The organism is Mesorhizobium sp. M0938, assembly GCF_040319125.1.
In the GTDB taxonomy this organism is placed as follows: domain Bacteria; phylum Pseudomonadota; class Alphaproteobacteria; order Rhizobiales; family Rhizobiaceae; genus Mesorhizobium; species Mesorhizobium robiniae.
Genome location: NZ_JAMYNS010000010.1, coordinates 186,367 through 210,237, shown reverse-complemented (window position 1 = coordinate 210,237; position 23,871 = coordinate 186,367). Strand labels below are relative to the sequence as shown.

At 60.9% G+C, this 23,871-nt stretch carries 22 protein-coding genes and 2 tRNA genes; 12 read left to right on the top strand and 12 right to left on the bottom strand.

The annotated features are described in order from the left end of the window. Positions 1–7: 7 nt before the first annotated feature. On the top strand, positions 8–280 hold the full coding sequence (locus NKH73_RS19615; RefSeq protein WP_006201846.1) for an HU family DNA-binding protein: 273 nt from the start codon (positions 8–10) through the stop codon (positions 278–280). 109 nt (positions 281–389) lie between these two features. Here NKH73_RS19615 and NKH73_RS19610 read toward each other — a convergent pair whose 3' ends face one another. Beyond that, the gene (locus tag NKH73_RS19610) at positions 390–1,412 is read right to left on the bottom strand and encodes an aldo/keto reductase (RefSeq protein ID WP_352934992.1); all 1,023 of its coding nucleotides are present in this window, start codon (positions 1,410–1,412) and stop codon (positions 390–392) included. 185 nt (positions 1,413–1,597) lie between these two features. On the opposite strand from NKH73_RS19610, the gene hxlB reads away from it, so the two are divergent. Both hxlB and NKH73_RS19600 read left to right on the top strand, forming a co-directional pair. Then, positions 1,598–2,164: a 6-phospho-3-hexuloisomerase gene (hxlB, locus tag NKH73_RS19605; RefSeq protein WP_352934989.1), complete on the top strand. Its 567-nt coding sequence runs from the start codon at positions 1,598–1,600 to the stop codon at positions 2,162–2,164. A gap of 3 nt (positions 2,165–2,167) precedes the next feature. Next, the gene (locus NKH73_RS19600; RefSeq protein ID WP_352934986.1) at positions 2,168–2,911 is read left to right on the top strand and encodes a creatininase family protein; all 744 of its coding nucleotides are present in this window, start codon (positions 2,168–2,170) and stop codon (positions 2,909–2,911) included. 183 nt (positions 2,912–3,094) lie between these two features. Here NKH73_RS19600 and NKH73_RS19595 read toward each other — a convergent pair whose 3' ends face one another. From NKH73_RS19595 to NKH73_RS19585, 3 genes are read right to left on the bottom strand one after another with little or no spacing between them, the layout of a single operon-like run. Next, entirely contained in the window at positions 3,095–4,012 is a 918-nt protein-coding gene (locus NKH73_RS19595) for a carbohydrate ABC transporter permease (protein ID WP_029353494.1), read from the bottom strand. A gap of 12 nt (positions 4,013–4,024) precedes the next feature. After that, positions 4,025–5,146, bottom strand: coding sequence for a carbohydrate ABC transporter permease (locus NKH73_RS19590; RefSeq protein ID WP_352934982.1), 1,122 nt, complete (start codon positions 5,144–5,146; stop codon positions 4,025–4,027). Then, a complete protein-coding gene (locus tag NKH73_RS19585; protein WP_352934979.1) occupies positions 5,086–6,912 on the bottom strand; it encodes an ABC transporter substrate-binding protein in 1,827 nt (608 codons plus the stop codon). The genes NKH73_RS19590 and NKH73_RS19585 overlap by 61 nt, the downstream gene beginning before the upstream one ends. Positions 6,913–7,208: 296 nt before the next feature. Here NKH73_RS19585 and NKH73_RS19580 point away from each other — a divergent pair, with 296 nt between their 5' ends. From NKH73_RS19580 to rbsK, 3 genes are read left to right on the top strand one after another with little or no spacing between them, the layout of a single operon-like run. Then, positions 7,209–8,267, top strand: a complete 1,059-nt coding sequence (locus NKH73_RS19580) for an ABC transporter ATP-binding protein (protein ID WP_352934976.1) — start codon at positions 7,209–7,211, stop codon at positions 8,265–8,267. 32 nt (positions 8,268–8,299) lie between these two features. Beyond that, positions 8,300–8,752 (top strand): RbsD/FucU family protein, encoded by a 453-nt coding sequence (locus NKH73_RS19575; RefSeq protein ID WP_352934973.1) that lies wholly within the window; start codon positions 8,300–8,302, stop codon positions 8,750–8,752. Positions 8,753–8,756: 4 nt separating this feature from the next. Next, positions 8,757–9,680 carry a ribokinase gene (gene rbsK, locus NKH73_RS19570; protein WP_352934970.1) on the top strand — a complete coding sequence of 308 codons (924 nt, stop codon included), beginning with the start codon at positions 8,757–8,759 and terminating at the stop codon, positions 9,678–9,680. A gap of 58 nt (positions 9,681–9,738) precedes the next feature. Here rbsK and NKH73_RS19565 read toward each other — a convergent pair whose 3' ends face one another. From NKH73_RS19565 to NKH73_RS19550, 4 genes are all read right to left on the bottom strand, one after another. Further along, positions 9,739–10,524 (bottom strand): ion transporter, encoded by a 786-nt coding sequence (locus NKH73_RS19565; protein WP_352934967.1) that lies wholly within the window; start codon positions 10,522–10,524, stop codon positions 9,739–9,741. Between the two features lie 234 nt (positions 10,525–10,758). Then, a complete protein-coding gene (locus NKH73_RS19560; RefSeq protein WP_352934964.1) occupies positions 10,759–11,898 on the bottom strand; it encodes a glycosyltransferase in 1,140 nt (379 codons plus the stop codon). Then, positions 11,892–12,458 carry a polysaccharide biosynthesis C-terminal domain-containing protein gene (locus tag NKH73_RS19555; protein ID WP_352934961.1) on the bottom strand — a complete coding sequence of 189 codons (567 nt, stop codon included), beginning with the start codon at positions 12,456–12,458 and terminating at the stop codon, positions 11,892–11,894. The genes NKH73_RS19560 and NKH73_RS19555 overlap by 7 nt, the downstream gene beginning before the upstream one ends. Positions 12,459–12,805: 347 nt before the next feature. Then, positions 12,806–12,882: transfer RNA gene (locus tag NKH73_RS19550), tRNA-Asp, on the bottom strand. A gap of 216 nt (positions 12,883–13,098) precedes the next feature. On the opposite strand from NKH73_RS19550, the gene NKH73_RS19545 reads away from it, so the two are divergent. The 6 genes from NKH73_RS19545 to NKH73_RS19520 all read left to right on the top strand — a co-directional run bounded on the left by NKH73_RS19545 (position 13,099) and on the right by NKH73_RS19520 (position 19,914). Beyond that, a tRNA-Val gene (locus tag NKH73_RS19545) sits at positions 13,099–13,174 on the top strand. A 444-nt stretch (positions 13,175–13,618) separates the two neighbouring features. Continuing rightward, entirely contained in the window at positions 13,619–15,556 is a 1,938-nt protein-coding gene (gene asnB, locus NKH73_RS19540; protein WP_352934957.1) for an asparagine synthase (glutamine-hydrolyzing), read from the top strand. Between the two features lie 17 nt (positions 15,557–15,573). Continuing rightward, positions 15,574–15,834 carry an acyl carrier protein gene (locus NKH73_RS19535; RefSeq protein WP_352934954.1) on the top strand — a complete coding sequence of 87 codons (261 nt, stop codon included), beginning with the start codon at positions 15,574–15,576 and terminating at the stop codon, positions 15,832–15,834. Positions 15,835–15,856: 22 nt separating this feature from the next. Beyond that, positions 15,857–17,398, top strand: coding sequence for a class I adenylate-forming enzyme family protein (locus NKH73_RS19530; RefSeq protein WP_352934951.1), 1,542 nt, complete (start codon positions 15,857–15,859; stop codon positions 17,396–17,398). Beyond that, positions 17,395–18,402, top strand: coding sequence for an NAD(+) synthase (gene nadE, locus NKH73_RS19525; protein ID WP_352934948.1), 1,008 nt, complete (start codon positions 17,395–17,397; stop codon positions 18,400–18,402). Before NKH73_RS19530 ends, nadE begins: the two co-directional genes overlap by 4 nt. Before the next feature lie 255 nt (positions 18,403–18,657). Then, positions 18,658–19,914, top strand: coding sequence for a flavin-containing monooxygenase (locus NKH73_RS19520; RefSeq protein ID WP_352934945.1), 1,257 nt, complete (start codon positions 18,658–18,660; stop codon positions 19,912–19,914). Between the two features lie 39 nt (positions 19,915–19,953). Here the strand turns inward: NKH73_RS19520 and NKH73_RS19515 are convergent, their stop codons facing one another. From NKH73_RS19515 to NKH73_RS19500, 4 genes are all read right to left on the bottom strand, one after another. Then, a complete protein-coding gene (locus NKH73_RS19515) occupies positions 19,954–21,069 on the bottom strand; it encodes a hypothetical protein (protein ID WP_352935128.1) in 1,116 nt (371 codons plus the stop codon). Between the two features lie 300 nt (positions 21,070–21,369). Next, entirely contained in the window at positions 21,370–22,026 is a 657-nt protein-coding gene (locus NKH73_RS19510) for a GNAT family N-acetyltransferase (RefSeq protein ID WP_352934942.1), read from the bottom strand. Then, entirely contained in the window at positions 22,023–22,793 is a 771-nt protein-coding gene (locus tag NKH73_RS19505) for an SDR family oxidoreductase (protein ID WP_352934938.1), read from the bottom strand. The genes NKH73_RS19510 and NKH73_RS19505 overlap by 4 nt, the downstream gene beginning before the upstream one ends. Beyond that, the gene (locus NKH73_RS19500) at positions 22,790–23,785 is read right to left on the bottom strand and encodes an ABC transporter permease (protein WP_352934935.1); all 996 of its coding nucleotides are present in this window, start codon (positions 23,783–23,785) and stop codon (positions 22,790–22,792) included. Before NKH73_RS19500 ends, NKH73_RS19505 begins: the two co-directional genes overlap by 4 nt. Positions 23,786–23,871 lie beyond the last annotated feature (86 nt).

Here is a 23,871-nt window from a genome sequence, read left to right as displayed (position 1 = left end):
AATTTTTATGAACAAGAACGAACTGGTGTCCGCTGTCGCCGATGCCGCGAGTATTTCGAAGGGTGACGCGCAGTCGGCGGTGGATGCGGTGTTTTCCGTGATCACCGGCGAGCTGAAGAAGGGCGGCGATGTCCGGCTTGTCGGCTTCGGAAATTTCACCGTGTCAAAACGCGCCGCTTCGACCGGCCGCAACCCGCAGACCGGTGCGGAAGTGAAGATTCCGGCGCGCACCGTGCCGAAGTTTTCGGCCGGCAAGGGCCTCAAGGACGCAGTAAACTAGAGGCGCCCTTTTATCATTTTCAGAAATCAGAAAAGCCGGGCATGCCCGGCTTTTCTTTTACGTGCACTTCGGTGGCTTGTCCCTGTCGCGAGATGACGGCGGACCAGGTCTATGTGGTCGGCGCATCCGCGCGCATCAGCCCTTCCTTCTTGAGATCGGCCCAGAGTGCCGATGGCAGCTTTGCGTCGAGCAGCGCCCGGTTGCTTTCGACCTCGCTCGGCCGCTGGCCGCCGGGGATCACTGAAACGACGGAAGGATGCAGCAGCGGAAATTGCAGTGCCGCCTCGATCAGGCGCACGCCGTGGCGCTTGCAGATGGCCTCGATGCGCGTGACGCGGTCGATAATATCCTGCGGCGCCTCGGAATAGTTGTAGTAGGCGCCGGGCTTCGGCCCGGTTGCCAGGATGCCGGAATTATACGGTCCGCCGAGAACGATGCCGATGCCGCGCTTCTGGCATAGCGGCAGGAAGGATTGCAGCGCCTCCTGCTCCAGCAGCGTATAGCGCCCGGCAAGCAGGAAAAGGTCGAAGTCGCCACGCTCGGCAAGTGTCTGGGCGACCGGCCATTCGTTGATGCCGCCGCCGAACGCCTTGATGATGCCCTGGTCGCGCAGGGCCAGCAGCCCGTAATAGCCCGAGCGCATGAACTCCTCGATGCGTTGGTCCGAGGCTTGCTTGCTGCCATGGGTGAAGATGTCGACGTCATGCACGAAAAGGATGTCGATGCGGTCGACGCCGAGTCGCTCCAGCGAGGCTTCGAAGGAGCGCATGACGCCATCATAGCTGTAATCGTAGACCTCCTGGCGCGACGGTGTGTCGAAGAATTTGCCGATGCCGGTGCGTTGGTCCGGCGGGCAGGCGCGCATGATGCGGCCGACCTTGCTCGACAGCACATAGTCGTCGCGCTTCTTCGAGCGCAGGAACGGATTGAGCCGCGTTTCCGACAGGCCGAGCCCGTAGAGCGGCGCGGTGTCGTAGTAGCGGCAGCCGACCTGCCAGGCGGCCTCCAGCGTGGCGTTGGCATCCTCGTCGGAGACGGCGCGATAGAGATTTCCCAGCGGCGCCGTGCCGAAGCCGAGTTCCGTGAATGCCATGCCGCCATTGCCGATGCGGTCGAAATGCCGTGTCTTCATGTCCCGTTATTTCCTCACCTACGCAATTGCCACGACACTATCACGCCTGCGGCACTTCAAAAGTACTTCGAGCCGTTGGACACGGATTTTCACGGTGATAGCATGAGCAAAAACAAGCTGTTCGGGGGAAACGTGGCCACAACGTTCAGACAGGTTTTTGATGCCGGCCAGCTGGTGGGTCTGCCATGACGAATGCCGGCACAAATCTGTTCGGGATTGCGCTGGACGAGCTTGGCAGCGTGCTGGCACGGGTCGACGAGAGCCGCGTCGACGCTGCTTGCGCCATGCTGGCCGGCGCGAACAAAGTCGTCGTTTATGGCTGCGGCCGCGAGGCGCTGCAGGTCCAGGGCTTTGCCATGCGCCTCTACCATCTCGGCCTGCCTGTGTCGGTGGTCGGCGACATGACGACGCCGCCGCTCGGCGCGGGTGACGTCTTTCTCGTCAGCTCCGGCCCGGGCGAGACCTCGACCGTTCTGACCTTAATGCAGGTCGCCCGCAAAGCCGGTGCGACCGTCCTGCTGCTGACCGCGCAAGGCGAGAGCAGCGCCGCGAGACTTGCCGACTTCGCCTTGCTCATCCCTGCTCAAACCATGGCCGACGACCAGAGACCGGAAAAGACATCCATCCTGCCGATGGGTTCGTTGTTCGAAGGCGTGCTGTTCGTTCTGTTCGAGGTGATGGTGCTGAAGCTCAGGACAATCACCGGCATATCACCCGAAGCGATGCGCGCCCGTCACACCAATATGGAATAGATCATGCGCTACGAACTGATGCTGCCGCACCAGATCCGCAAGGCCATCGCCGAGAACTGGCCGGCCGTGCTCCCTCTCGGCGTGCTCGAATACCATGGCGAGCATATGGCTGTTGGCATGGACACGCTGGCGGTCGTCAAGATGCTGGAGTTGTACGAAAAGGAGGCCGACATCGTCATCCTGCCGCCCTTCTACTATGGCGCGGCGAGCTACGCGGTGGCGCCGCCGGAGGGCAATGGCTCGGTGCAAGTCGGCGGCAATTCGTTGGCGCCATTCGGCGAAGAACTGTTCTACAGCCTGTTGCGCATCGGCTTCCGCAACATCCACGCCATCATCCAGCACCAGACCGAGAATTTTGCCGCCGGGATGCCGACCGACCTCGCCTTCAAGACCGCTGGGCGGCAGGCGATCTTCCGCTTTCTCGAAAAGGAGCGCGGCGAGGGCTGGTGGGGCTCGCAGGCGATGGCCGACTACTATGCCGGGCATGCCGCGGGTGAAAATTTCTTCAACTGGGTGCAGGTGCATCCGCTGATGCCCGCCGCAATGAACGGCCAATATCCGTTCGATCATGCCGGGATCGGCGAGACGTCGCTGATGCTGGCGCTGTGCCCCGAAGCGGTGGACGGCGGCCATTTCGCCGACAATACGGGCTGGTATACGGCGAGCGCGCCGGAAGCCTCGGCGGAACTGGGCCAAAAGGGCGTCGCGATGATCCTTGAGCATCTGCGGGCGATCCTGTCGCGTTAAAGGATGCGCCATTTCGACCGTTGCAGGGTGCAGGATGAAAGCCGTAGCGATCCTTCGCGCCCCGCTCAGTCTACTGCGATGGAGATTGGCGAAAGCGGTTGGGCGCGTAATCTCCCTTCTTGAGGGGGAGATGTCCGGCAGGACAGAGGGGGGTGCTGTCCCTCCAGCGTGGCAACTGATTGTCTACTTCACCGCGCCCGCGGTCATGCCCATGATCAGATAGCGTTCCAGCGCGATGCCGATGACGGCGAGCGGCGTGATGGCGGCGGTGGCAAGGGCTGCCATCGACCACCAGTTGATGCCTTGCGAGCCGGTCTGGCTCGCCACCATGACCGGAATGGTCTTGGCGTCGGTCGAAGTCAGCAGGGCGGCGAAAAAATACTCGTTCCAGCACAGCACCATTGCCAGGATGAAGGCGGCGACCATGCCCGGCAGCGCGATCGGCATGACGATGCGGAAGAAGGCGCCCCAGATCGACAGGCCGTCGACGAGGGCTGCTTCCTCCAGTTCGACCGGGATCGAATTGAATTGGTCGCGCATGATCCAGATGACGATCGGCAGCACCATCAGCGTGTAGAGCAGGATTAGCCCGATGCGCGTGTCGAGCATGCCGACTTCCCGGTACAGCACGAGAAAAGGCAAAGCGAGCACGACCGGCGGCAGGATCAGCTGCGACAGGAAGAAGAAGGATATGTCCTCATTCTTGAACCATGCGAAGTGATAGCGGTAGCGGGTCAGGCCGTAGGCGGCGAGGCTGCCGATGACGATGGCGAGGCTCGACGCGCCGACCGAAGTGATGACCGAATTCATGAAGCGCTTGATGAACTCGTCGCGCACCGTCGATGTCCGGAAGATCGAGTCTGGCGACAGGCCGAGCGAGCGCCAGCCCTTCCAGTCCGGCCGGAAGTCGACGAAGGGGATGAGATGGCCCTGGGTGACGTCGACGGCGGTCTTGAACGAGGTGGTTATCGTCCAGTAGATCGGGAACAGGCAGATGAAGGCCCAGAACACCAGCGCGCCATAGATGAAGACGCGGTTGGCGAAAAAGCTCGCCGGCGAGCGGATTTCGGAAGCGGCATACTCGGTGGTCTGAACGCTCATGTTGCCGCCCAATCAATTGACGTTGCGCACGAAGCGGTTGGCGAATTTCAACAGCCACGTCACGAACACGATGATGATGATGAGGTAGGCCATAGCCAGCATGGTGCCGTAGCCGACATTCGAGCGGTCGCGATACTCGCGATAGATGAAGCTTGAGACGGAATCGGTTGCACCACCCGGGCCGCCCGAGGTGACGGTGATGATGATGTCGGCAAGCTTCAGCTTGAAGATGATGCGCAGGATGATCGCCGTCACCGACACCGGCAGCATTAGCGGGAAGGTGACTTGCCAGAAGGTCTGCCAGGCATTGGCGCCGTCTACCCTGGCCGCCTCGAGCACCTCGCGTGACATCGCCTGAAGGCCGGCGAGCAGCATGATCATCATGAACGGGATGAAGGTCCAGGCATCCAGCACCATGATCGAGATGCGGGCGGTGATCGGGTTTGAGAAGAAGGCGGGATTTTCCCAGCCGAGCTGGCGCGCCAGCGCCGCGGCCGGCCCGAACCGGTACTCCATCAGCGATTTGCCGATCATCCACGATACTGCGACCGGCGACAGCATCAACGGCATGAGGAAAACGACGCGGAAGAATTTGCGCGCCCGGATCTGTGCGTTGAGAAGCAGTGCGAGGCCAAAGGCGATGACATATTCGACCAGCACCGCGAGCACATAGAGCACCATGTTGAACAGCGCGTTGCGATAGTAGGGATCGGCCAGCATCTGCCAGAAATTGTCGAGCCCGTTGAACTTCCGGCCGGAGAAGGAACTGAGGTTCCAGTCGGTCAGTGCGATGTAGAAGCCGAACAGCGTCGGGAAGATCACCATGGCGATGGTGAACAGCAGCGCCGGCAAAAGGAACAGCGCGCGCTGGCCGTCTTCGCCGCGTGTCAGCACCTGGCCGATGCCGAGCGCAGCCCCCCACAGCACATAGGCATAGACGACCGGCCGCCAGGTCTCGAACCCGATGGTGTCGACCTCTGTCTTGTAGAGGATCTGAACTGCGATCACCGCCAGAAGGCCAAGCGTCGCAGCGGCCATCAAGGCCCGGCCGAGCCGCTTGCGGCCCGGCGATATCAGATCGGATGGAGCGGCGTTTGCCGGCCACGCATTCGTGGGCAAGGTCTGGTCAGCCACGCGTCTCGTCCGTTCACTGAATGCTTTAATGACCGGTTGGCCGGTCTAGGTGCGGTCCGGCGGCTTCGCGTCGCCGGCCCACCGGTGACCACACTATAAGCCAAAAAGCCCAGCCCGGCTTTGTAGAGCTTGACCTGATTTTCGCGGCCGATCTGGTCGGTCAGCTTCTCCCATGCGGCTGCGATGGCGTCGGCGCCTTCCTGCGCCTTCATCTTTCCGGCGAACGTGTTGGCCAGAATGTCCTCGGCGGCGCTGTAATATTGGAAGATGCCGGGGATGCGCGGTTCGATCGCGGCGTTCGGATGGTTGTAGCTGTCGGCTTCCGACTTGAGATACGAGGTGATGAATGCCTCGTCGTAACCGGCCGCCACCCATTCCGGAATGTCGAAATGCGAGTTGCGGTAGGGCTGGAAGCCGGACGGATATGCCGCGCACCAGAGCGACAGGTCCTTGCCGCCGAGATGGGCCGCGGCAGACCATGCCGCCTTTTTCTTCTTTTCGTCGCTGTCGACGCGGGCCATGACATAGACGCCCCAGCCGAGATAGGCGCAGTTCGGCGCATAGTTCGGGCCGCTGGCGAGCTTGTCCCACTGGCCGGTCTTGGAATTGTAGACGTCGTCCGAGCCAGGCAGGATCGAGAAGCCGGTGACGTCGCCGACGACCGAGGAGTCGTTGGTCTTGACATTGGAGCCGACGTCGCCCCACCAGGTGACCATCGAACCGGTGCCGGCCAGGAACTGCTGGAAGGCGGTGGTGTTCGGGTCGGCGTTGATCTGATCGGCGGGCTCCGACGGAAGCGCGTCGATCACATCCTGGATCGCCCGCACCCAGGCCGGATTGTTGATGCGCGGCTTCATCGTGTCGGCGTCGAACAGCCAGGCCTTGTCATCGGGATGCTTGGCATAGGCGCTGGCGCGGCTGCCGAGGAAGTAGAAGCCGAAACCGCCCCACGCCTTGGGCGCGTCGAGATAGCCAAAGACGTCCTGGCCCTGGAACTGCTTGCCCTTGAGGAATTTGGTCACGGCCTGCACCTGCTGCCAGGTCTTCGGCACGCCCCATTCACCTTCGCCGCCGCCATCTTTCCACGCCTTGGCGAGGTCGGCATCGGCGAACACGTCGGTGCGGTAGTTGAAATTATGCGCGTCGCCGTCGACGGTCACGCGATACTGCTTGCCGTCCCAGGTGCCGACCGGCGGCTGCAGATAGGCCACGACGTCCTTCATGTCGATCTGATCCTTGACCCAGTCCGGCATTTCGGAGGTCAGGCCCTTGCCGCAGACGTCGCCTTCGAACGGCGCACCCATCTCGATGATGTCAAAATCGACGGTGCCGGTGGCGATCGACTGCTGCAGGCGGGCATTGTAGTCCGCCTGCGCCAGGTCGATCCAGTTGATCTTGGCGCCGGTGTAGGTTTCCCAAGGCTTCAGGAAGCCGCGAAACAGCACATTGTGCAGGTTCTGGTTGTTGAGGCCCATGAAGGTGAGCTCGACGCCGGCGAACTCGCCTTCCTTGACGTTGGCCTTGGTCGCCTCCAGGCAAAGCTCGCCGACCTGCTGGAAGTCGGCATCGGTCGGCTGGCCCTTGCCGACACCCGGGATTTGCAGGATCTGCGCGCGCAGTTCGCTTGCGGCGAAAGCCGGGCGCGTCAGCGCGCCAAGCCCGGCGCCGGATGCCGCGGCGATCGCTGCCATGCTGGCCGCGCCCTTGAGCACATCGCGGCGAGTGGCTCCCGCGCGCATAAACTGGTTGTAAAGGCTGACTTTCATTTCGTTCCTCCCAGAATCTCAAATGATGATTGTTTTCGGATGTCTGGAGCGCTGGACATGTTCCCCAACAACAGCGACTCCCAGGATTAGTGGCCCAAATTCCCTCCCGCGACGCTTCGATTTCCATGGTCCGGATTAGCGTTTCGGCGCGCCCGGAACAGGGGCATAACACGAGCCCTTTCACTATTCTCGCAACCAAGTGCCGTGTCAACGAGAGTAGGGTTTTTTATCGATAAAAGACTGACTTGCCCTCGCCGTTTGCGTTGTTTAGCTTCACCGCAACGAAAGGGGGGCCGATGGCTCAAGTCGCGATCAGCAATGTGGCCAAGGCGTTCGGAACCGTCAAGGTCCTGCACGATGTCAGCGTCGACATAGCTGATGGGCAGTTTGTGGTGCTGGTCGGCCCTTCGGGCTGCGGCAAGTCCACGCTGCTCAGAATGGTGGCGGGGCTGGAGACCGTTTCCGGTGGCACGATCGCCATCGGCGACCGTGTCGTCAATCATCTGCCGCCGGCCAAGCGCGACATCGCCATGGTGTTCCAGAATTATGCGCTCTACCCCCACAAGACGGTGGAGCAGAACATGGCCTTTGCACTGAAGCTGCGGAAGACCGACCCGGCTGATGTCGCCGAGCGGGTCAGGCGCGCCGCCGATATCCTCGACCTCAATCCCTACCTCAAGCGCTATCCGCGCCAGCTCTCGGGCGGGCAGCGCCAGCGCGTCGCCATGGGCCGCGCCATAGTGCGCAACCCGCAGGTGTTCCTGTTCGACGAGCCGCTGTCGAATCTCGACGCGAAGCTGCGCGTGCAGATGCGCACCGAGATCAAGGAATTGCACCAGCGGCTGAAGACCACCACCATCTATGTCACGCACGACCAGATCGAGGCCATGACCATGGCCGACAAGATCGTAGTGATGCGCGACGGCCGCATCGAGCAGGTCGGCGCGCCGCTGGAACTGTTCGATCGGCCGGCCAATCTGTTCGTTGCCGGATTCATCGGCTCGCCGTCGATGAACCTGCTCAAGGGCGTGGTGCGCAAGGGCGACAAAGCTGTCGTAGAGATCGCCGGGACGCCATTCCCGATATCAGCGAAGAGTGCGGTGGAGGACGGCCGCAATGTCGTCTACGGCGTGCGGCCCGAGCATCTTGAAATCCACCCCGACGGCGTGCCGGCGAAGATTTCGGTGGTCGAGCCGACCGGTTCCGAAACGCTGGTGTTCCTGCGTTTCGGCGAGGGCGAGATGGTGGCGCTGTTTCGCGAGCGCCACGACTTCAAGCCAGGCGACACGCTGCACCTGAAACCGCGGCTCGAGCAGGTCCACCTCTTCGACGCAGAGACCGGCCGCCGTATCTGACCTCACACAAAAGCCCGTTCGGGAGGAATGCCATGCTCAAAGGGATCAATCCGCTGCTCAATGCCGACGTGCTCCAGGCGCTGCGGGCAATGGGTCATGGCGACGATTTGATCATCGCCGACACCAATTTCCCCTCCGATTCGGTGGCGCGCCAGACCGTGCTCGGCCGGCTGCTGCGCATCGACGCGCCGGCGGCCGATGTGGTCAAGGCGGTGCTGTCGCTCTATCCGCTGGACAGTTTCGTCGACGATGCCGCCGCCCGCATGGAGATCGTCGGGCAGCCGAACGAGATCCCGCCCGTCCAGAGGCAAGTGCAAAGAGAGATCGACGCGGCGGAGGGCAAGCCATGGCCGATGATTTCGGTCGAGCGTTATGCATTCTACGAGCGCGCCAAGAAGGCCTATTGCGTCATCCAGACCGGCGAGCGCCGCTTCTATGGCTGTTTTGCGTTCCGCAAGGGCGTTGTTCCGCCGGACGTGGAGTAGGCAGATGCCAGGCAAGCCTGTCGTCATATTGGGCGTATTCGTCGCCGACACTGCCTACCGCGCCGCCCGCCAGCCGCGCATGGGCGAGACGATCCTTGGCACATCCTTCACGCTTGGCCCAGGCGGCAAGGGGTCGAACCAGGCGGTTGCGGCTGGCCGTCTCGGCGCCGACGTCACCTTCTTGACCCGCCTCGGCGTCGATCCCTTTGCCGATATGGCCAGGCAGACCTGGACGCAGGCCGGCGTGAAGAGCGCCGTCATCGACACGCCGGAAAGTTACACGGGTGCAGCCTATATCTTCGTCGAGGAGACGACCGGCAACAACGCCATCATCGTCAGCCCCGGCGCGGCCATGCTGATTTCGCCCGACGACATCGAGACCCATGCCGGCCTGATCCGCTCGGCCGGCGTTTTCGTCACCCAGCTCGAGCAGCCGATCGACGCGGCGCTGCGGGCGCTGGAGATCGCGCGCGGGGCAGGGGTGACGACCATCCTCAACCCGGCGCCCGCGGCAAAGCTTCCGGACCGCATCTACACGCTTTGCGACTATGTCACGCCCAACGAGACCGAGGCCGAGGAACTGACCGGCATCAAGGTGTCGTCGATCGACGACGCCCGCCGCGCCGCCGACAGGCTGCTCGAAAAGGGCGTCGGCGCGGTCATTGTGACGCTCGGTGAAAACGGCGCGCTCCTGCATACGGCCGATCGCTCCGACCATGTCGGCGCGGTCAATGCCGGCGCGGTGGTCGAAACTACCGGCGCGGGCGACGCCTTCAATGGCGGCCTGGCCGCAGCACTTGCGAGAGGGGTGGAACCGTTGCAAGCGGTCCGCTTCGCCTGCGCGGTCGCCGGCATTTCGGTGACGCGTCCGGGCACGGCGCCGTCGATGCCGTCACTGCATGAGGTCGAGGCGCTGCTCGCCGGATAATACTGGCTGTATGCGCAATGTCCGCAGGGAAATGCTTGTCCGGCCGCGCTGAGGCGATCTAGCTGCGAATGCCCGACAGTTCCCGGACCTCTGTCCGCAGCGCCTGTATTTCCGCGAGGATGGTGGCCTGATCGCTATGCAGCGTTGCCCTGTCGGCCGATTCTACAGCTTCATGCTCGGCCTCCATCGCCGAAACGATCACGCCGATGAACAGATTGAGCACGGTGAACGAGGTCGCGATGATGAATGGGATGAAGAACAGCCAGGCGGTCGGATAGACTTCCATGACCGGGCGCACCACGCCGTCCGACCAGCCTTCGAGAGTCATCACCTGGAAAAGCGTGAAGAGCGATTCCGGTATGCCGCCGAACAGTTCGGGAAAGGATGCGCCGTAGAGCTTCGTCGCCATCACCGCAAAGACGTAGAACACCAGCCCGAGCAACAGCATGATCGAGCCCATGCCGGGCAGGGCGGTGATGAAGCCGGTGACGACACGGCGCAGCGACGGAACGATGCTGATCAGCCGCAGGACCCGCAAGATGCGCAGCGCCCTCAGCACGGAGAGCGAACCGGTCGCGGGGATAAGCGCGAAACCGACGACGAGGAGGTCGAAGATGCGCCATGGATCGCGGAAGAAATGCGTCCTGTAGACGACCACCCGGATCGCGAGTTCGAGCACGAAGACGCCGAGGATCGTGCGGTCGATGGCCGTCAGAAGCGGCCCAAAGGCAGCAACCGCGCCAGGCGAGGTTTCGAGGCCGAGCGTGACGGCGTTGATCAGGATCAGGACCATGATCACGAGGTCGAAACGGCGCGATTCGATGAGCGATTTCAGAGCGTCCAAGGCTTTTTCTCCGGCAGAGCATCGGACCCAAAAGTGGGAACCGGTTTTGGGAAAATCCGTTGCTCAAACAAAAATAGAGCATCGGACCCAGAAGTGGGAACCAGGTTGGGAATATCCAATGCTCAAACAAAAATAGCGCGGCGGCACTGCGGGCGCTGGAAATCTCGCGCGGGGGAGAAACGACCAGAATCCTCAATTCGGCTCCGTCCCCCGGGCAACGTTTCCCGACCGGATCTACGCGCTTTGCGACTTTGACGATTTTTCCGAACGCAGGCTGGTGGCGATTCTTCGCAAGGGCCTCGTGATGCGCCAGCTTCTGGACTGGTACAAAGCTGCGACTACCGCTCGGCAAGCTTGCAGTTCTTTCTCCATCTTCTCCTTTTCCGCCGTCGCATTAGAAGCCGTATCCTCAAGTTCGATATAGCGTTGGCGAGCCAGATCGAGCTCATTTTGCAACCTCGATACCTCCGGTTGCAGTATGGCTTTTTCTGCTTGGACTTTTGCAAGTGTGGGTCGAGTCTTCTGCACGTCTTCCCAGGCAAGCCGTGCCACGAGATCGCCGACGGCCCGACGCATCTGCTCAACCCACGCCGCGGGTTCCACACGCATGAGGCGTGAATACTCGTACTGTTCATTGCTGCCCGCCGGTACCCAAACTCGTAAGGCGGGGGGCCACCAGCCTGCCCCATCGGCAATCGCAAGAAGCGTAGAGAGTTGCGATACTGCGGAGTGCCGGGATTTCTTCCATGTTGCGCTGAAATGCAAGACAGTTGGGATACGGCAATAGCTGAAGGGATTGTGTGGATTCTCCCGTATGATCCGTTGCCACAATCGCCAGTCGGCGGCCGACGCGACATCCTCCGGCCAGACGTCTCGCGAAGGCAGGCTATCAGCCCGATACAGAAAACAACTGGCTGGTATTGTGTTACCGTTCTCCATGAAAAATCGAAACTCGTCGGCCATGTCCAGATTGGTCAAAAAGGGCGCGGCTATGCCGTCCGTGGAAACCCACAGCGCCTGGCTGTACGAGATGGCAGCCCCGCCTTTGAGCGCATCGGCAAGAATCTCAAAATGATCTGGAAACAACAGATCGTCGTCGGCTGCAAAGCCAATCATTTCGCCCCGTGCCTCGCGCAGCGCGATGTTGCGATTTGCGTAGCCAAAACTCGGCGCCTTGGGGAGATCGAAGAAGCGAATGCGGTTGTCTCGAAAGCCTTCAACAACCTCCGCCGTGCCGGGCGCGCAGCCGTCGCCTACCACCAGCAGTTCGAAATCCTCGAAGGTTTGATCCAATACCGATTGGATGGCCAGGTTGATAACGTCGACGCGCGAATGGGTCGGCATCAGAATGGAAATGCGGGGTGTGTTCACCATCCCTCTACGTTTCCGAAATCATAAGGAATGAGATCGGTATCAATCGGCAAACGGTACTTATCCGGATTTGAATGATCATACTGTATTGTTGGAAAATTAATAACGACTAGTTCGGATTTTCCAATATTGCGGTCGGCATGCCAGACAAATTTCGGAATATTGACAAGGCGGGGACGACTGCCAGAGAGGTAAACCTTCGAAATCTTCCCGTAGGTGCTGGATTCAGGTCGAGGATCGTAAAGGACAAGTTCCAATTCGCCGCTCACCACGAAATAGCGGTCTTCATGCAGCTTGTGCAAACCCCAACCCTTCACCATGCCAGGACGAATCGTGAAAATGTAGGAAAAAACCAGGGGATCGGGATGCCAACCCCAGCGCGGATCATAGATCTCGGTGACGCTGCCGCGATCGTCATTGTGCCGAACGCTGTCAAAAAGAGACATGCCATCCACGAGAGGCGCAATGCTCTGACGCTGTTCGTCCACCGTACGTTGGTCCTGGAGAGCGGCGGCAAGTGTGGATTCAAGAAGATTTAGGTAACCATCGGTTTGATCACGCATGAACAAAGTCCCCCTTATTTGACCGGTCAGATCGAACCTAAATCTCACAATTTTCGATTGATGTCCTCATTTGCAAGGGCCTCTCATCGCCATTAAGATTTTTGCAGCCATGGCACGAGCTTTGGATAGTCTTGGGGACAATGATGTTGACGGGCTACCTTGCTGGCGCGTCTTCTCGCATCTTACACTATCGCGATTTGTAGAGCACCTCACTGGTCGAGGCGATCACCGCTAGGATTCGATCGACGAAAACCAGGCGCTAAAAGGAACCATCTGCCAGCTCAACTTTCAGAAAAAAATGAAAGTCGAGACTTTTCAAGGGACGGTAGCTAACCCCTTGAAAGAAATGGCGCGAGTGACGGGGCTCGAACCCGCGACCTCCGGCGTGACAGGCCGGCACTCTAACCAACTGAGCTACACCCGCGCAAGACGAGCACGTGTCAGCCGTGTTCGTCGTTGGGGCGGTGGATAAGGGGTAAGCCGCCGGGTGTCAAGCGGAGCAGGACAGCATTACAGCAAACAGGAGAAGGTTTTTTTACGGGCAGGATTTTGTTGCCAAAACCTGCTAGCGGCCTACGCGTTGTCTGCTCATTTGGCCTTGCGAAGCGCGCCCTAACTGCTTAAAGGTCCGGCCCGGAGCGGGCGATTAGCTCAGTTGGTAGAGCGCTTCGTTTACACCGAAGATGTCGGCGGTTCGAGCCCGTCATCGCCCACCACAACCGTTTGGTTCTAGCCTGGATCGCTGATCGGCTCACTTGCCGATGTGCAGATGCACCGACGACGCCAGCTCTTGGTATTTTCGACGGGGCACAAAAGAGCAGCGCTCACTGGCTTCGGGGCAACTAAGCGCTTTTAGGTTCCGTACGTTTTGTCAGGTTAGAGCGGGGCGACTCGGGATTGCAAATCCGTCGAACGCACAAGCGATCTGTTATGGCTCCTGCCAGCCATGAGCCGCTACGCGACAGCGCCACCGCAACTCGGACAAGAGTTGCATTTACTTTTAGATGTAATTCTGTATCTGGATTAGATTATCATCATAAAAATTACCAGTTTTGTTTTAATTTACTGTTAACCATGCTCTGTATGACCATATGCGGGTTAACGCTTAAGATCACTATTGAGGTTATATTTCGGATCTCACCGATATATGGGCTGTAGTAATGTGCGGATTCGGAGGCTATTTCGGTTCGGTCCGGGATGCGGAAGCTTTGCTTGCGCGCATGACAGCTGCGATCGCCCATCGCGGGCCGGATGAGCAAGGGACGTTCATAGCGCCGGACGCAGGGCTCGGGCATGCGCGGCTGTCCGTGGTCGGGATCGGTGATGGCCAGCAGCCGATGTCCGACGTGTCAGGCAATTTGACGATTGCGTTCAACGGCGAGATTTTCAACTATTTGGAATTGCGCGATGGGCTGATAGCCAAGGGCCGACGCTTCCGCACGTCGAGCGACACAGAGGTCATCCTGCAGCTGTATGACGAGATGGGCGAAGACTGCCTGTCCCTTCTGAACGGTGATTTCGCCTTCGCGATATGGGATAACAGGCGTCGGCGTATGGTGCTTGCACGAGACCGGATGGGTGTCCGGCCGCTGTTCTACACGAGCAAGGACGGGGTGCTTTACTTCGCGTCGGAGATCAAAGCCCTGCTGAAGGTGCCCGGCGTCTCGGCCGAAATCGATCCGGTTGCACTCGACCAGATATTTACGCTGTGGGCGCCGATCGCTCCCCGCACGGCTTTCCGCAATATCCACGAGCTTGAGCCGGCAAGCGTGATGATCGCGACGCAGGGGCAGGTCACGGTCAAACCCTATTGGCACCTGGACTATCCGCATCGAGACGCGCCGTCGAAAGTCACGAACGAGGACGATGCGGCCGAGGAGTTGCAGGCGCTTTTGACCGATGCGGTGAGGCTTCGCATGCGGGCCGACGTGCCGGTCGGCTCCTATCTCTCAGGCGGCCTCGATTCATCGGTTGTTTCGGCGCTCGCCGCCGGCATGACCCCTCGGAAATTGCAAACATTTTCCGTGACGTTCGACAGCACCGAGCACGACGAAAGTGTCTTCCAGGCCGAGATGGCTTCTGCACTTGGCACCCATCATCGAGCTATTGCCTGCCATGCCGGCGATATCGCTCGTGTCTTTCCCGAAGTCATCCATTTTACCGAACGGCCGATCATCCGCACGGCGCCGGCGCCTCTCTACCAGCTGTCCGGCCTCGTTCGCCAGGCCGGCCTGAAGGTCGTGCTGACCGGCGAGGGCGCCGACGAGGTCTTCGCAGGCTACGATGTCTTCAAGGAAGCGCGTGTTCGCCGGTTCTGCGGACAGCAGCCGGCATCGCGCATCAGGCCACAGCTGTTTCGCAGGCTTTATCCCTATCTGCCGGGTCTGCAACAGCAATCCGTGGAGTATCTGTCTGCATTCTTTGGCACCGGCAACGCTGACCTCGGCGATCCGCTATTCTCACATCGGCCGCGCTTCAAGACCACGGCGGCGGCGAAGATTTTCTTTTCCGGTGACCTGCGTGCGACCTTAAAGGGTTATGACGCGGCCGAGGATCTGGTCAGCCGGTTGCCCCAGGCATTTTCCCTGTGGCACCCGCTTCATCAGGCGCAATATCTCGAAACCCGCTTCCTCCTGCCGGGCTACATCCTCTCCAGCCAGGGCGATCGCATGGCCATGGCGCATGGTATCGAAGGACGGTTCCCTTTCCTCGATCCTCGTTTGGTCGAGTTCGCAGCAAGACTCCCGCCGGAGATGAAGCTGAAGGGATTGGTGGAAAAGCACATACTGCGCAAGGCAACCAAGCACCTGCTCCCGATGGCGATCGGGGAGCGTACCAAACAGCCTTACCGGGCCCCGGACGCCAGCTCCTTCGTGGGAGCCGGTGAGCTGGATTACGTCGGCGACTGCTTGAGCGAAGCAAGCATCGCTGCCGGCGGACTGTTCAACGCCAAGGCGGTGGCAAAGCTTCATGAGAAATGCCGCACGCAGCCAGTATCCGGGTTCCGCGACAACGCGGCCTTTGTCGGCATTTTGTCGACGCAACTGTGGCAGAAAAATTTCACCGGCCAAGAGGTCGGTGCAGCACGAGCAGCTTGAGAAGGGAAGGAAAGAAAATGGTTACAATCAAGGACAAGGTGAGAAGCTTTATCGTCGACAACTTCCTGTTCGGCGACACGTCGTACCAGCTTGCGGATACAGATTCGCTGATCGAAAACGACATCATCGACTCGACCGCCGTGCTGGAACTGGTGGCCTTCATAGAGGACGATTTCGGCATAGCGATGGTCGATTCCGACGTCGTGCCGGCCAATCTGGATTCGATTGAACGCCTCTCATCCTTCATCAGTGCGAGAGCAAAGGCGCTGGCAGCGTAGGTGCGGTCGGCGAGGAGCGTTCATGCGGATTGAATCTTCCCTGGCCGCCAAGGCCGCTGCCCATCCCGCCAAAACGGCCTTGATCACCAAGGACAAAAGGCTGAGCTACGAAGAACTGGACAATCTTTCTAGCCGCCTGGCCGCCGCCCTTTTTGCGAATGGCGTCAGGCGCAAGGATCGAGTCCTGATCTTCATGGACAATTGCTGGGAGGCTGCGGTTTCGATTTTCGCCGTTCTCAAGGCAGGGGCGACGTTCAGTCCAATCAACGCATCCACCAAGGCCGACAAGCTTGCCTACATCATCGGCGATTGCGACGCTGCGGCGATCCTTACCCAGTCAAAACTGATGCCTGTGGTCACTGAGGCGTGCGGCAACAAGACCGGCACCTTTGTGGCTTCTACCGTTGGTGCCGAGGGCCAATGTCCGGTAGGGGCTGCATCCCTGGCGGACTGCCTGACGTTCGAAGCCATGGATGTCGACCACCGCGGCATCGACGTCGATCTTGCGATGCTGATCTACACCTCGGGCTCAACGGGCCGGCCCAAGGGCGTGATGATGACCCACCGCAATTGCGACGCGGCTGCGGACTCCATCACCACCTATCTGCGCAATTCGCCGGACGACATCATCCTGAATGTTCTTCCCCTTGCCTTCGACTATGGCCTTTATCAGTTGCTGATGGCTGTCAGGCTCGGCGCCACGCTCGTGCTCGAAAAGTCCTTCGCTTTTCCTCAAGCGGTCTTTGAGCGTATCCGGGAGGAGGGCGTGACCGGGCTTCCGCTTGTGCCCACGATGGCAGCGATGATCCTGCAGATGCGCGAGTTGACGCCGGGCTTCCTGCCCAGCCTTCGCTATATTTCCAACACGGCGGCTGCCTTGCCACCAGCGCATATAGAGCGCCTGCGCTCACTTTTTCCCGGCGTCAGGCTCTATTCGATGTATGGCCTGACGGAGTGCAAGCGCTGTACCTATCTGCCGCCCGAGGAACTCGACCGCCGGCCGGGGTCGGTCGGAATAGCCATTCCGAACACCGAAGCCTTTGTCGTCGACGAGGACGGGCAACGAGTGCCATCGGGCGTAGCGGGTGAGCTGGTCATTCGCGGACCGCATGTCATGCAGGGTTATTGGCGAAACGAAGCCGCGACGGAACGGACCCTGCGGCCAGGCCCGAACCCTTGGGAGAAGGTTCTCTACACCGGTGACCTGTTCAGGACCGATGAGGATGGTTTTCTCTATTTCGTCGGACGCAAGGACGACATCATAAAGACGCGGGGAGAGAAGGTCGCCCCGAAGGAAGTGGAAGCCGTGCTTCACGCCCATCCGGGCATCGCGGAAGCCGTGGTCGTCGGCGTGCCGGACCCGATGCTTGGGCATGCGATCGGCGCATTCGTGGTGCGCTCGGACCTGACACTCAGCGAAAAGGATGTCATGCGCCACTGCGCACGTCACCTTGAGGACTTCATGGTCCCCAAGGTCGTCGAGTTCCATCGGGAACTGCCGAAGACGCATACGGGCAAGGTCAGCCGTCGGCTTGCGGCAGAGATGATGGAGACCGCGCAATGAGTGTTCGCCCGAATGAGGATGCGCAGGCCTTTCTGGCGCAGGCTCTCGCGATCGACCCCGCCATCGAAACGGACCGTATCGTAACGGCCTTGCGCCAGCAGCTGCGCGGCATTCGCAAGCGCGGCCTCGTGCTCGGTCTTTCCGGCGGGATCGATTCCAGCGTTTCGGTCGCGTTGGCAGCGCGGGCTATCGGCGGCCAGAATGTACTCTGCCTCTTTATGCCGGAAAACGATTCCGATCCGGAAAGTCTGCGGCTCGGCCGTCTTGTCGCCGACACTTTCGGTGTCGAAGCTATTGTAGAGGATATCGGGCCGGCCTTGCGCGCCATGGGCTGCTACCAACGCCGCGACGCCTTCATCCGAGAGTTGGTCCCGGAATACGGCGAAGGCTGGGCCTCGAAGGTCGTGATCGCTAATGCTCTGGAGAGCGAGGGCTACAATATTTCGTCGCTTGTGGTGCAGGACCCCAAGGGCAAGCAGACCAAAGTAAGAATGCCGCTGCCGGTCTATCTCGGTGTCGTCGCTGCCACCAATATGAAACAGCGCACGCGCAAGCAGATCGAATACTATCATGCCGATCGCCTGAATTTCGCCGTTCTTGGAACGCCGAACCGGCTGGAATACGATCAGGGGTTCTTCGTGAAGAACGGTGACGGCGCCGCCGACGTCAAGCCGATCGCACACCTCTATAAAACGCAGGTCTACGCGCTGGCCGCCTATCTCGGCGTCCCGGAGGAAATCCGCAACCGACCACCGACCACCGACACCTACTCGTTGGCGCAGACGCAGGAGGAGTTCTACTTCTCGCTTCCCTATGACCGCATGGATATTTGCCTTTGCGGCATCAACAAAGGCGTGGCGGCCGAAGTGGTGGGGCAGGCGGCCGGCCTAGACGCCTCACAAGTGGAACGCGTCTGGGCGGATATCACCGCGAAGCGAAAGGCCACGCGCTATCTCCACCTGCGCCCGCAGCTCGTTGCCGAGGTCGAGGAAGTCGAGACCTGACCTGCCTCACCAACCAGTCCGCTGCGAGCGCTTCAGCTAACCGATGTTTCGCGCCACATTGCTCTGTCCGTCTTGATCTGTGATCGGCTTTTTGTGGACGAGCAAGCGAGTTTCTCGATGGAAACTACGCCTTGCGGTCTGGCGAGAGGCTGGCGAACCGGAATGCGCTCGGCCAGTCGGACGGAAATCGGCGCTGCTGGACTCATTGTTGTGGACAAGGCTTAATGCTGCGCCGGGATGGTGGGATGGGCGATTATGAGATCACCGCAGCAAATGACTGATGGCGGCGATGTTCTCGATGCTGTCGTCATCGGGGCCGGCTGGGCCGGCCTGGGTGTCAGCTATTGGCTGGCGCGACGGGGCCTGTGCCACAGCGTATTGGAGCGGGGCCGCATAGGAGAGACCTGGCGCACACAGCGCTGGGATTCATTTCGGATGAATACTCCCAACATCCAGACCGTCATGCCAGGCGATTGCTATGACGGTCCGGATCCGGATGGTGCCCTGACGCGCGATCAGTTCGTCACTCTCCTTGAGGATTTCGCCGGGCGCAACGCGCTGCCGATCGAACCGGATACTGCGGTAAGCGAACTCACGCACGAGAATGGCGCCTATCGGCTGACCACCTCACACGGCACGCTTTGGGCACGCAACGTGATCGTCGCAAGCGGCTGCCTGAATTGTCCGGTGCGCCCGGTCTGGGCCGCCGCGTTGTCGCCAGCTCTCCGCCAGATCGACGCTTCCGGCTACCGCAGCGCCGCCGATCTGCCCGATGGAGCGATGCTGGTGGTCGGAGGCGGCCAATCTGGTGTTCAGATCGCAGAGGAATTGGCGGAAGCGGGCCGAACGGTCTTCCTTGCGACCAGTCGTGTCGGACGGCTCCCACGACGCTACCGCGGTCGCGATATCATGGTTTGGCTGCTCGAAAGCGGGTTTCTCGACGTGCGCCGGGAGGAAGTCATTCGACTTGCGGGACGCATCCCGCCGCGTGGCGTGCTCGGGTCGATGCATACGATAAGCCTTCAGGCGCTGAGCGCCAAGGGTGTCGTGCTTCTTGGGCGCCTCGCCGGCATCGAGGATGGCGGCAGCCTCTCGTTCGCCGACGATCTCGAAGCGAATGTCCGCTTTGCGGATGAAGCCTCCGAAAATGTCAAACGCTATGTCGACGACTATATCAGCCGCACCGGGATCGATGCACCCGTTGCGGAGCCCGACCCGGCGGAGACGGTCGCGCTGCGCCAGCCGAAGCCGACGATCGGTTCGCTCGATCTCTCCCGCTCCGGCGTAACGAGCGTGGTGTGGTGCACGGGCTTTAAGGGCGATTTCAGTTGGATGAGGCTTCCCGGAGCGTTAGACAGCGCGGGACAGCCTGTTCACGCGGATGGCGTGGCCGCCCTGTCGGGTCTTTACTTCGCAGGGCTGGACTTCGCCTCCACACGCAAGTCAGGCATCATCTTGGCGATCGCCGAGGAAGCGCCTCGCCTTGTTGAACATATCGCAGGGCATTCGTGACCGCCTTTGGCATGGTTCGCTCCCGCACGGCTGAATGCCTCAGCTGAAGCGGCCGCCGATCAACTGGCTCCACTGCTCGCCCGCCAGCCCGTTCAGGAAAGCTCGCGAGTTCTTCATGGCATCCAAAAGCTCGGGATCGCGTGAATGCACCACGGTCGAGGCAACGGTCAGGAAAGCTATGCGTCGCCCAAGCATTGCTTCCAGAAGTGCAGGTTGAATGCGTCCGCGCAGGCCGCTGACGCCGCGCACGGCGGCATGATCGATCAGGCAGTCGATGACCGAACCGGCCTGGCCGGGGAGGGCGAGGATCTGCAGCACGCGACCGATTTCACCCCTCCGTGCGTGGTAGGCGAATGCGCCGATATTGGTGCCGACCGGGGATGCCACGGACACGAAAACGAGCTCGCCCAGATCAAGCTTTTGTGCCGCATCGGTCAGGATATGATCGAGCAGGTCTTCCTCCCACGCCGGGCGCAGGGCGAAATGGGCGGTCAACGGTTCGACAAGCTTGGCAAATGTGTGGCTGTCGATTTCGGACATCTGAAAGGCACCATGGCCTGCTCCGTCCGCCGCCACACCGGACCAGCGCCGTTCGCCAGACTTCATTCGCCTGCAATAAAATCGGTCGATGGCATGGGCAAACGGAATGAGCATCCGGACAAGCTTCATGCGACTGGCGGAAAGGCCGAGCACAAAGGTCGACGGCCGCATTACGCGTACCCAATCGAGACTGTATTGCGGCAGGACCACGCCGCGCAGCCGGGTCCACAACTTCGTGGAGATATCATTTGCCGTCTCGCTGAACGAGATGTCCTGCGGACCATCCAAATAAGCTTTCAACAAGCGAGCGCCGGCCATCGGGTCGCGCTCATGATCCTCGACCATGAGCGAGCTGCAGATGGCGGCTCGTAGTTGTCGGCCGTTGAACTGCATCGGCAATACGTGAACGCCGACAAACCCGGAGACGCGGCCTGAATCGTTGACGTGGACAAGCGACCGCAGATCGCCTCCGCAACCCGGAGCCTCAAGATAAAACCGTCTCATATATTCGATGAGCGCTGGCGGCGCTTCGGTCCGCTCTTTGCGCAGCACGCGTTGAAACATGCCTGCGACTGCCGGAAGATCGGCACCTTCAAGGGCGCGAATGACGCTCAAGCGCGGCTCCCGGCACCGGAGTCCCGTCCACCGCGTTTCCGGGCCTTGGCAACGCCAGCCTTCGCATTGGCCATCGCGGCGAACGTCAGATGTTCGCGGCGATGCAATCTCGACCAGTTGCAATCGCTCCGGTGGCCGAAAGGAGAGCTGTAAAGCCGTGGCAAGGTAGGCCCTTTGCTTGAAGGATGAAAACCAGCGTCGTTGCTGTTACCAACTTCGGGTAAACCGAAGTTAAAGTATTGGTAGCAAATCGAGTTTTATCGGCGCGGCTCACACCTTGCTGCGTCGGCGCCGGGCACGTTAGCCTGCAACTTCCGGCGCGAAGCCAAGTCGCTTGGCGACATAGATGCAGCGGTTTGGTAATCCGACGTCCTGCAACACCTTAAATCCGACAGTTCTGTAGAAGTTCAGCGCGTGGACATTCTGCGGCATGACCTCGAGGCAAAATCCGGTTGAGCCGCTTGCGGCAAGGCACTCATCGAGAAAGCCCATCGCTCGCCTGCCGATACCTTTCCCGCGCGCCTGCGGCAACAGGTCGATATGGCCATGCGAGGGATAGGCGGCCAGCGCTTGCAGTACGGCGAAATTGGGATGATGAATTTTGTGCCGCAGCCAATCGCTGCCGCGCCAGCGGGAACTGTCGGGTCCCGGGTCGGCCACGCGTACCTGAAGGTCCGGATACCACTCCGTGGCCAACCTGGCATTGAAGGAATTTGTGTCGGCTGCGCCAAGGAGATAACCGCAGGCGCCTGCGGGGCCGTCGACGATGAACGCCAGATCGGGCTCGAGGACCTGGTAGGGAATGGTGTAGACGAGGCCGAGCAGACCCGGGTCGTCTTCGCGGCCGGTCGCGTCCTTGCCCGCGTCGCCGGTCTTGAGGCAGATCATGGCAAGTGCCGGATGATCGGCTGTTGTTGCCTGGCGCAGGAAAAAACCGTCGCCAAAATCGAGGATCATGGCGGAAGCAGCCGAAAATCCTTGCCCTCGGGCAGCAGCTGCCCGCCGTCGACGATTATGGTCGTGCCGGTGATATAGCTGGCCTCGTCCGAGGCCAGGAACAGGAAAGCATTGGCCACGTCGCGCGGGCTGCCGAGGCGGCCGAGCGGGATGGCGTCTTCCATGTTCTTGATGAAGGCCGCGCCGCGATGCAGCTGGATTGCTTCGGTGAGGATATTGCCGGGCTCGACGCCGTTGACGGTGATGCCATAGCCCGAGAATTCGAGGGCGGCCGAACGGATCAGGCCGTTGATACCAGCCTTGGTCGCCGAATAGTGGCCATGACCCGGGCTGGTGACGTGCGGGCCGGTGATGGAGGAGGTGAACAGCATGCGGCCAAAGTGCTGCGCCTTCATCGGAACGAGCGCGGCACGGGCGGCATTGAAGCTGCCGCGTAAATTGACCGCCATGACACGGTCCCAGTCGTCCGGACTGGTGTTTTCCAGCAGCTGCCAGGGATAGATGCCGGCATTCTGGACCATAATGTCGAGACGGCCGTGATGTTCGAGCGCCAGCGCAACGGCGGCCTCCGCATCGGCCATCTGCGAGATGTCGGTGCGAATGAAGGCAGCGTCGAGCTCGTCCGCGGCCGCTTGCCCGGCCTCGACCTCGGTATCGCCCAGGACGAGCTTCGCGCCCTCTTCGGCAAAGCGTTGTGCAATGCCCTTGCCGATGCCGCGCGCACTGCCGACGATCAGCGCGACCCTATCTTCGAGACGGCCGGTCATGCCAGCCTCTGGCGGATGGTTTGCTTGAATGCGTCGAGCAGCACGGCGGCAAGCACCAGCAGGCCGTGGATCACCTGGGTGAAGTTGGCCGGAAGGCCCATGAGGTTGATCGCAGTGTTGATGGCGGACAGCAAAAGCACGCCGGCATAAACGCCGGGCAGGGTGCCGACGCCGCCCTTCAGGCTGACGCCGCCGATGACGACGGCGGCGAAGGCGTTGAACAGCAGGCCGACGCCGAGATTGGCGGTGGCGCCGGAGGTACGGATCGCCAGCAGCCAGCCGGCAAGGCCAGCTATGGCGCCAGCGAGAACGAAGGCAATGACGAGGTTGCGATTCACACGGATGCCGGCGCGGAAGGTTGCGGTCTCGTTGCCGCCGATCATGACGAGATGCCTGCCGAAGGGTGTCTTGGCCATGATCAGCGAGAACACTACGAAACAGGCAATAGCGATCCAGGCGGTGAGCGGCAGGCCAAGGAGGCGCTGAATGCCGAACCAGCGGATTGCCGGCGCAAGATCCTGTGCGGAGCGGCCGCCGGAAATAACCAGCACAAGGCCGCGCACCCAGATGTAGGACGCAAGCGTGATGATGAAAGCACTCATCTTCACCTTCACGACCAAATAGCCGTTGATGACGCCGATGATGCCGCCGACAGCCAGGGCAAGCAGCAGCGAAACCGGAACCATCAGCCATTCCGGGTGCAATTGAACGCCAAGGCCGATGCCCGCCGAGCAGAACAGGATGCCCACCGCCATGGCACCGAGCGCTGCCACGGATTCGACCGACAGGTCCATGTGTCCGGTGATGATGACCAGCGCCAGGCCGATCGACATGACGCCAAGCACGCTCGACGCCTCTATGATGTTGGCGAAGATGCCGAGCTGGAAATAGTTCGGAATGAAGATGGAGAAGACCACCAGCACGAAGACCAGCATGAACCAGACGAGGTTGTCGAGGGCGAACTCGAGGGCGTGGCGCGTGCGGGGGGACATCTGCTGATCCGGCTGGCGCATGCCCCGAAAATCATTTGGATTCTCGGAAGCGATTATGCGCGGATTGAAGTTGCTGCAGCGTTCCC

Excerpts from the sequence above, each read along its gene's own strand:
- NKH73_RS19585 (WP_352934979.1), bottom strand. The coding sequence starts at position 6,912 with ATGAAAGTCAGCCTTTACAACCAGTTTATGCGCGCGGGAGCCACTCGC.
- nadE (WP_352934948.1), top strand. The coding sequence starts at position 17,395 with ATGAGTGTTCGCCCGAATGAGGATGCGCAGGCCTTTCTGGCGCAGGCT.
- NKH73_RS19610 (WP_352934992.1), bottom strand. The coding sequence starts at position 1,412 with ATGAAGACACGGCATTTCGACCGCATCGGCAATGGCGGCATGGCATTC.
- NKH73_RS19595 (WP_029353494.1), bottom strand. The coding sequence starts at position 4,012 with ATGAGCGTTCAGACCACCGAGTATGCCGCTTCCGAAATCCGCTCGCCG.
- NKH73_RS19500 (WP_352934935.1), bottom strand. The coding sequence starts at position 23,785 with ATGTCCCCCCGCACGCGCCACGCCCTCGAGTTCGCCCTCGACAACCTC.
- NKH73_RS19535 (WP_352934954.1), top strand. The coding sequence starts at position 15,574 with ATGGTTACAATCAAGGACAAGGTGAGAAGCTTTATCGTCGACAACTTC.
- NKH73_RS19555 (WP_352934961.1), bottom strand. The coding sequence starts at position 12,458 with ATGCGTGATCAAACCGATGGTTACCTAAATCTTCTTGAATCCACACTT.
- rbsK (WP_352934970.1), top strand. The coding sequence starts at position 8,757 with ATGCCAGGCAAGCCTGTCGTCATATTGGGCGTATTCGTCGCCGACACT.
- NKH73_RS19615 (WP_006201846.1), top strand. The coding sequence starts at position 8 with ATGAACAAGAACGAACTGGTGTCCGCTGTCGCCGATGCCGCGAGTATT.
- NKH73_RS19560 (WP_352934964.1), bottom strand. The coding sequence starts at position 11,898 with ATGGTGAACACACCCCGCATTTCCATTCTGATGCCGACCCATTCGCGC.
- hxlB (WP_352934989.1), top strand. The coding sequence starts at position 1,598 with ATGACGAATGCCGGCACAAATCTGTTCGGGATTGCGCTGGACGAGCTT.
- NKH73_RS19505 (WP_352934938.1), bottom strand. The coding sequence starts at position 22,793 with ATGACCGGCCGTCTCGAAGATAGGGTCGCGCTGATCGTCGGCAGTGCG.
- NKH73_RS19575 (WP_352934973.1), top strand. The coding sequence starts at position 8,300 with ATGCTCAAAGGGATCAATCCGCTGCTCAATGCCGACGTGCTCCAGGCG.
- asnB (WP_352934957.1), top strand. The coding sequence starts at position 13,619 with ATGTGCGGATTCGGAGGCTATTTCGGTTCGGTCCGGGATGCGGAAGCT.
- NKH73_RS19530 (WP_352934951.1), top strand. The coding sequence starts at position 15,857 with ATGCGGATTGAATCTTCCCTGGCCGCCAAGGCCGCTGCCCATCCCGCC.
- NKH73_RS19600 (WP_352934986.1), top strand. The coding sequence starts at position 2,168 with ATGCGCTACGAACTGATGCTGCCGCACCAGATCCGCAAGGCCATCGCC.
- NKH73_RS19520 (WP_352934945.1), top strand. The coding sequence starts at position 18,658 with ATGAGATCACCGCAGCAAATGACTGATGGCGGCGATGTTCTCGATGCT.
- NKH73_RS19580 (WP_352934976.1), top strand. The coding sequence starts at position 7,209 with ATGGCTCAAGTCGCGATCAGCAATGTGGCCAAGGCGTTCGGAACCGTC.
- NKH73_RS19510 (WP_352934942.1), bottom strand. The coding sequence starts at position 22,026 with ATGATCCTCGATTTTGGCGACGGTTTTTTCCTGCGCCAGGCAACAACA.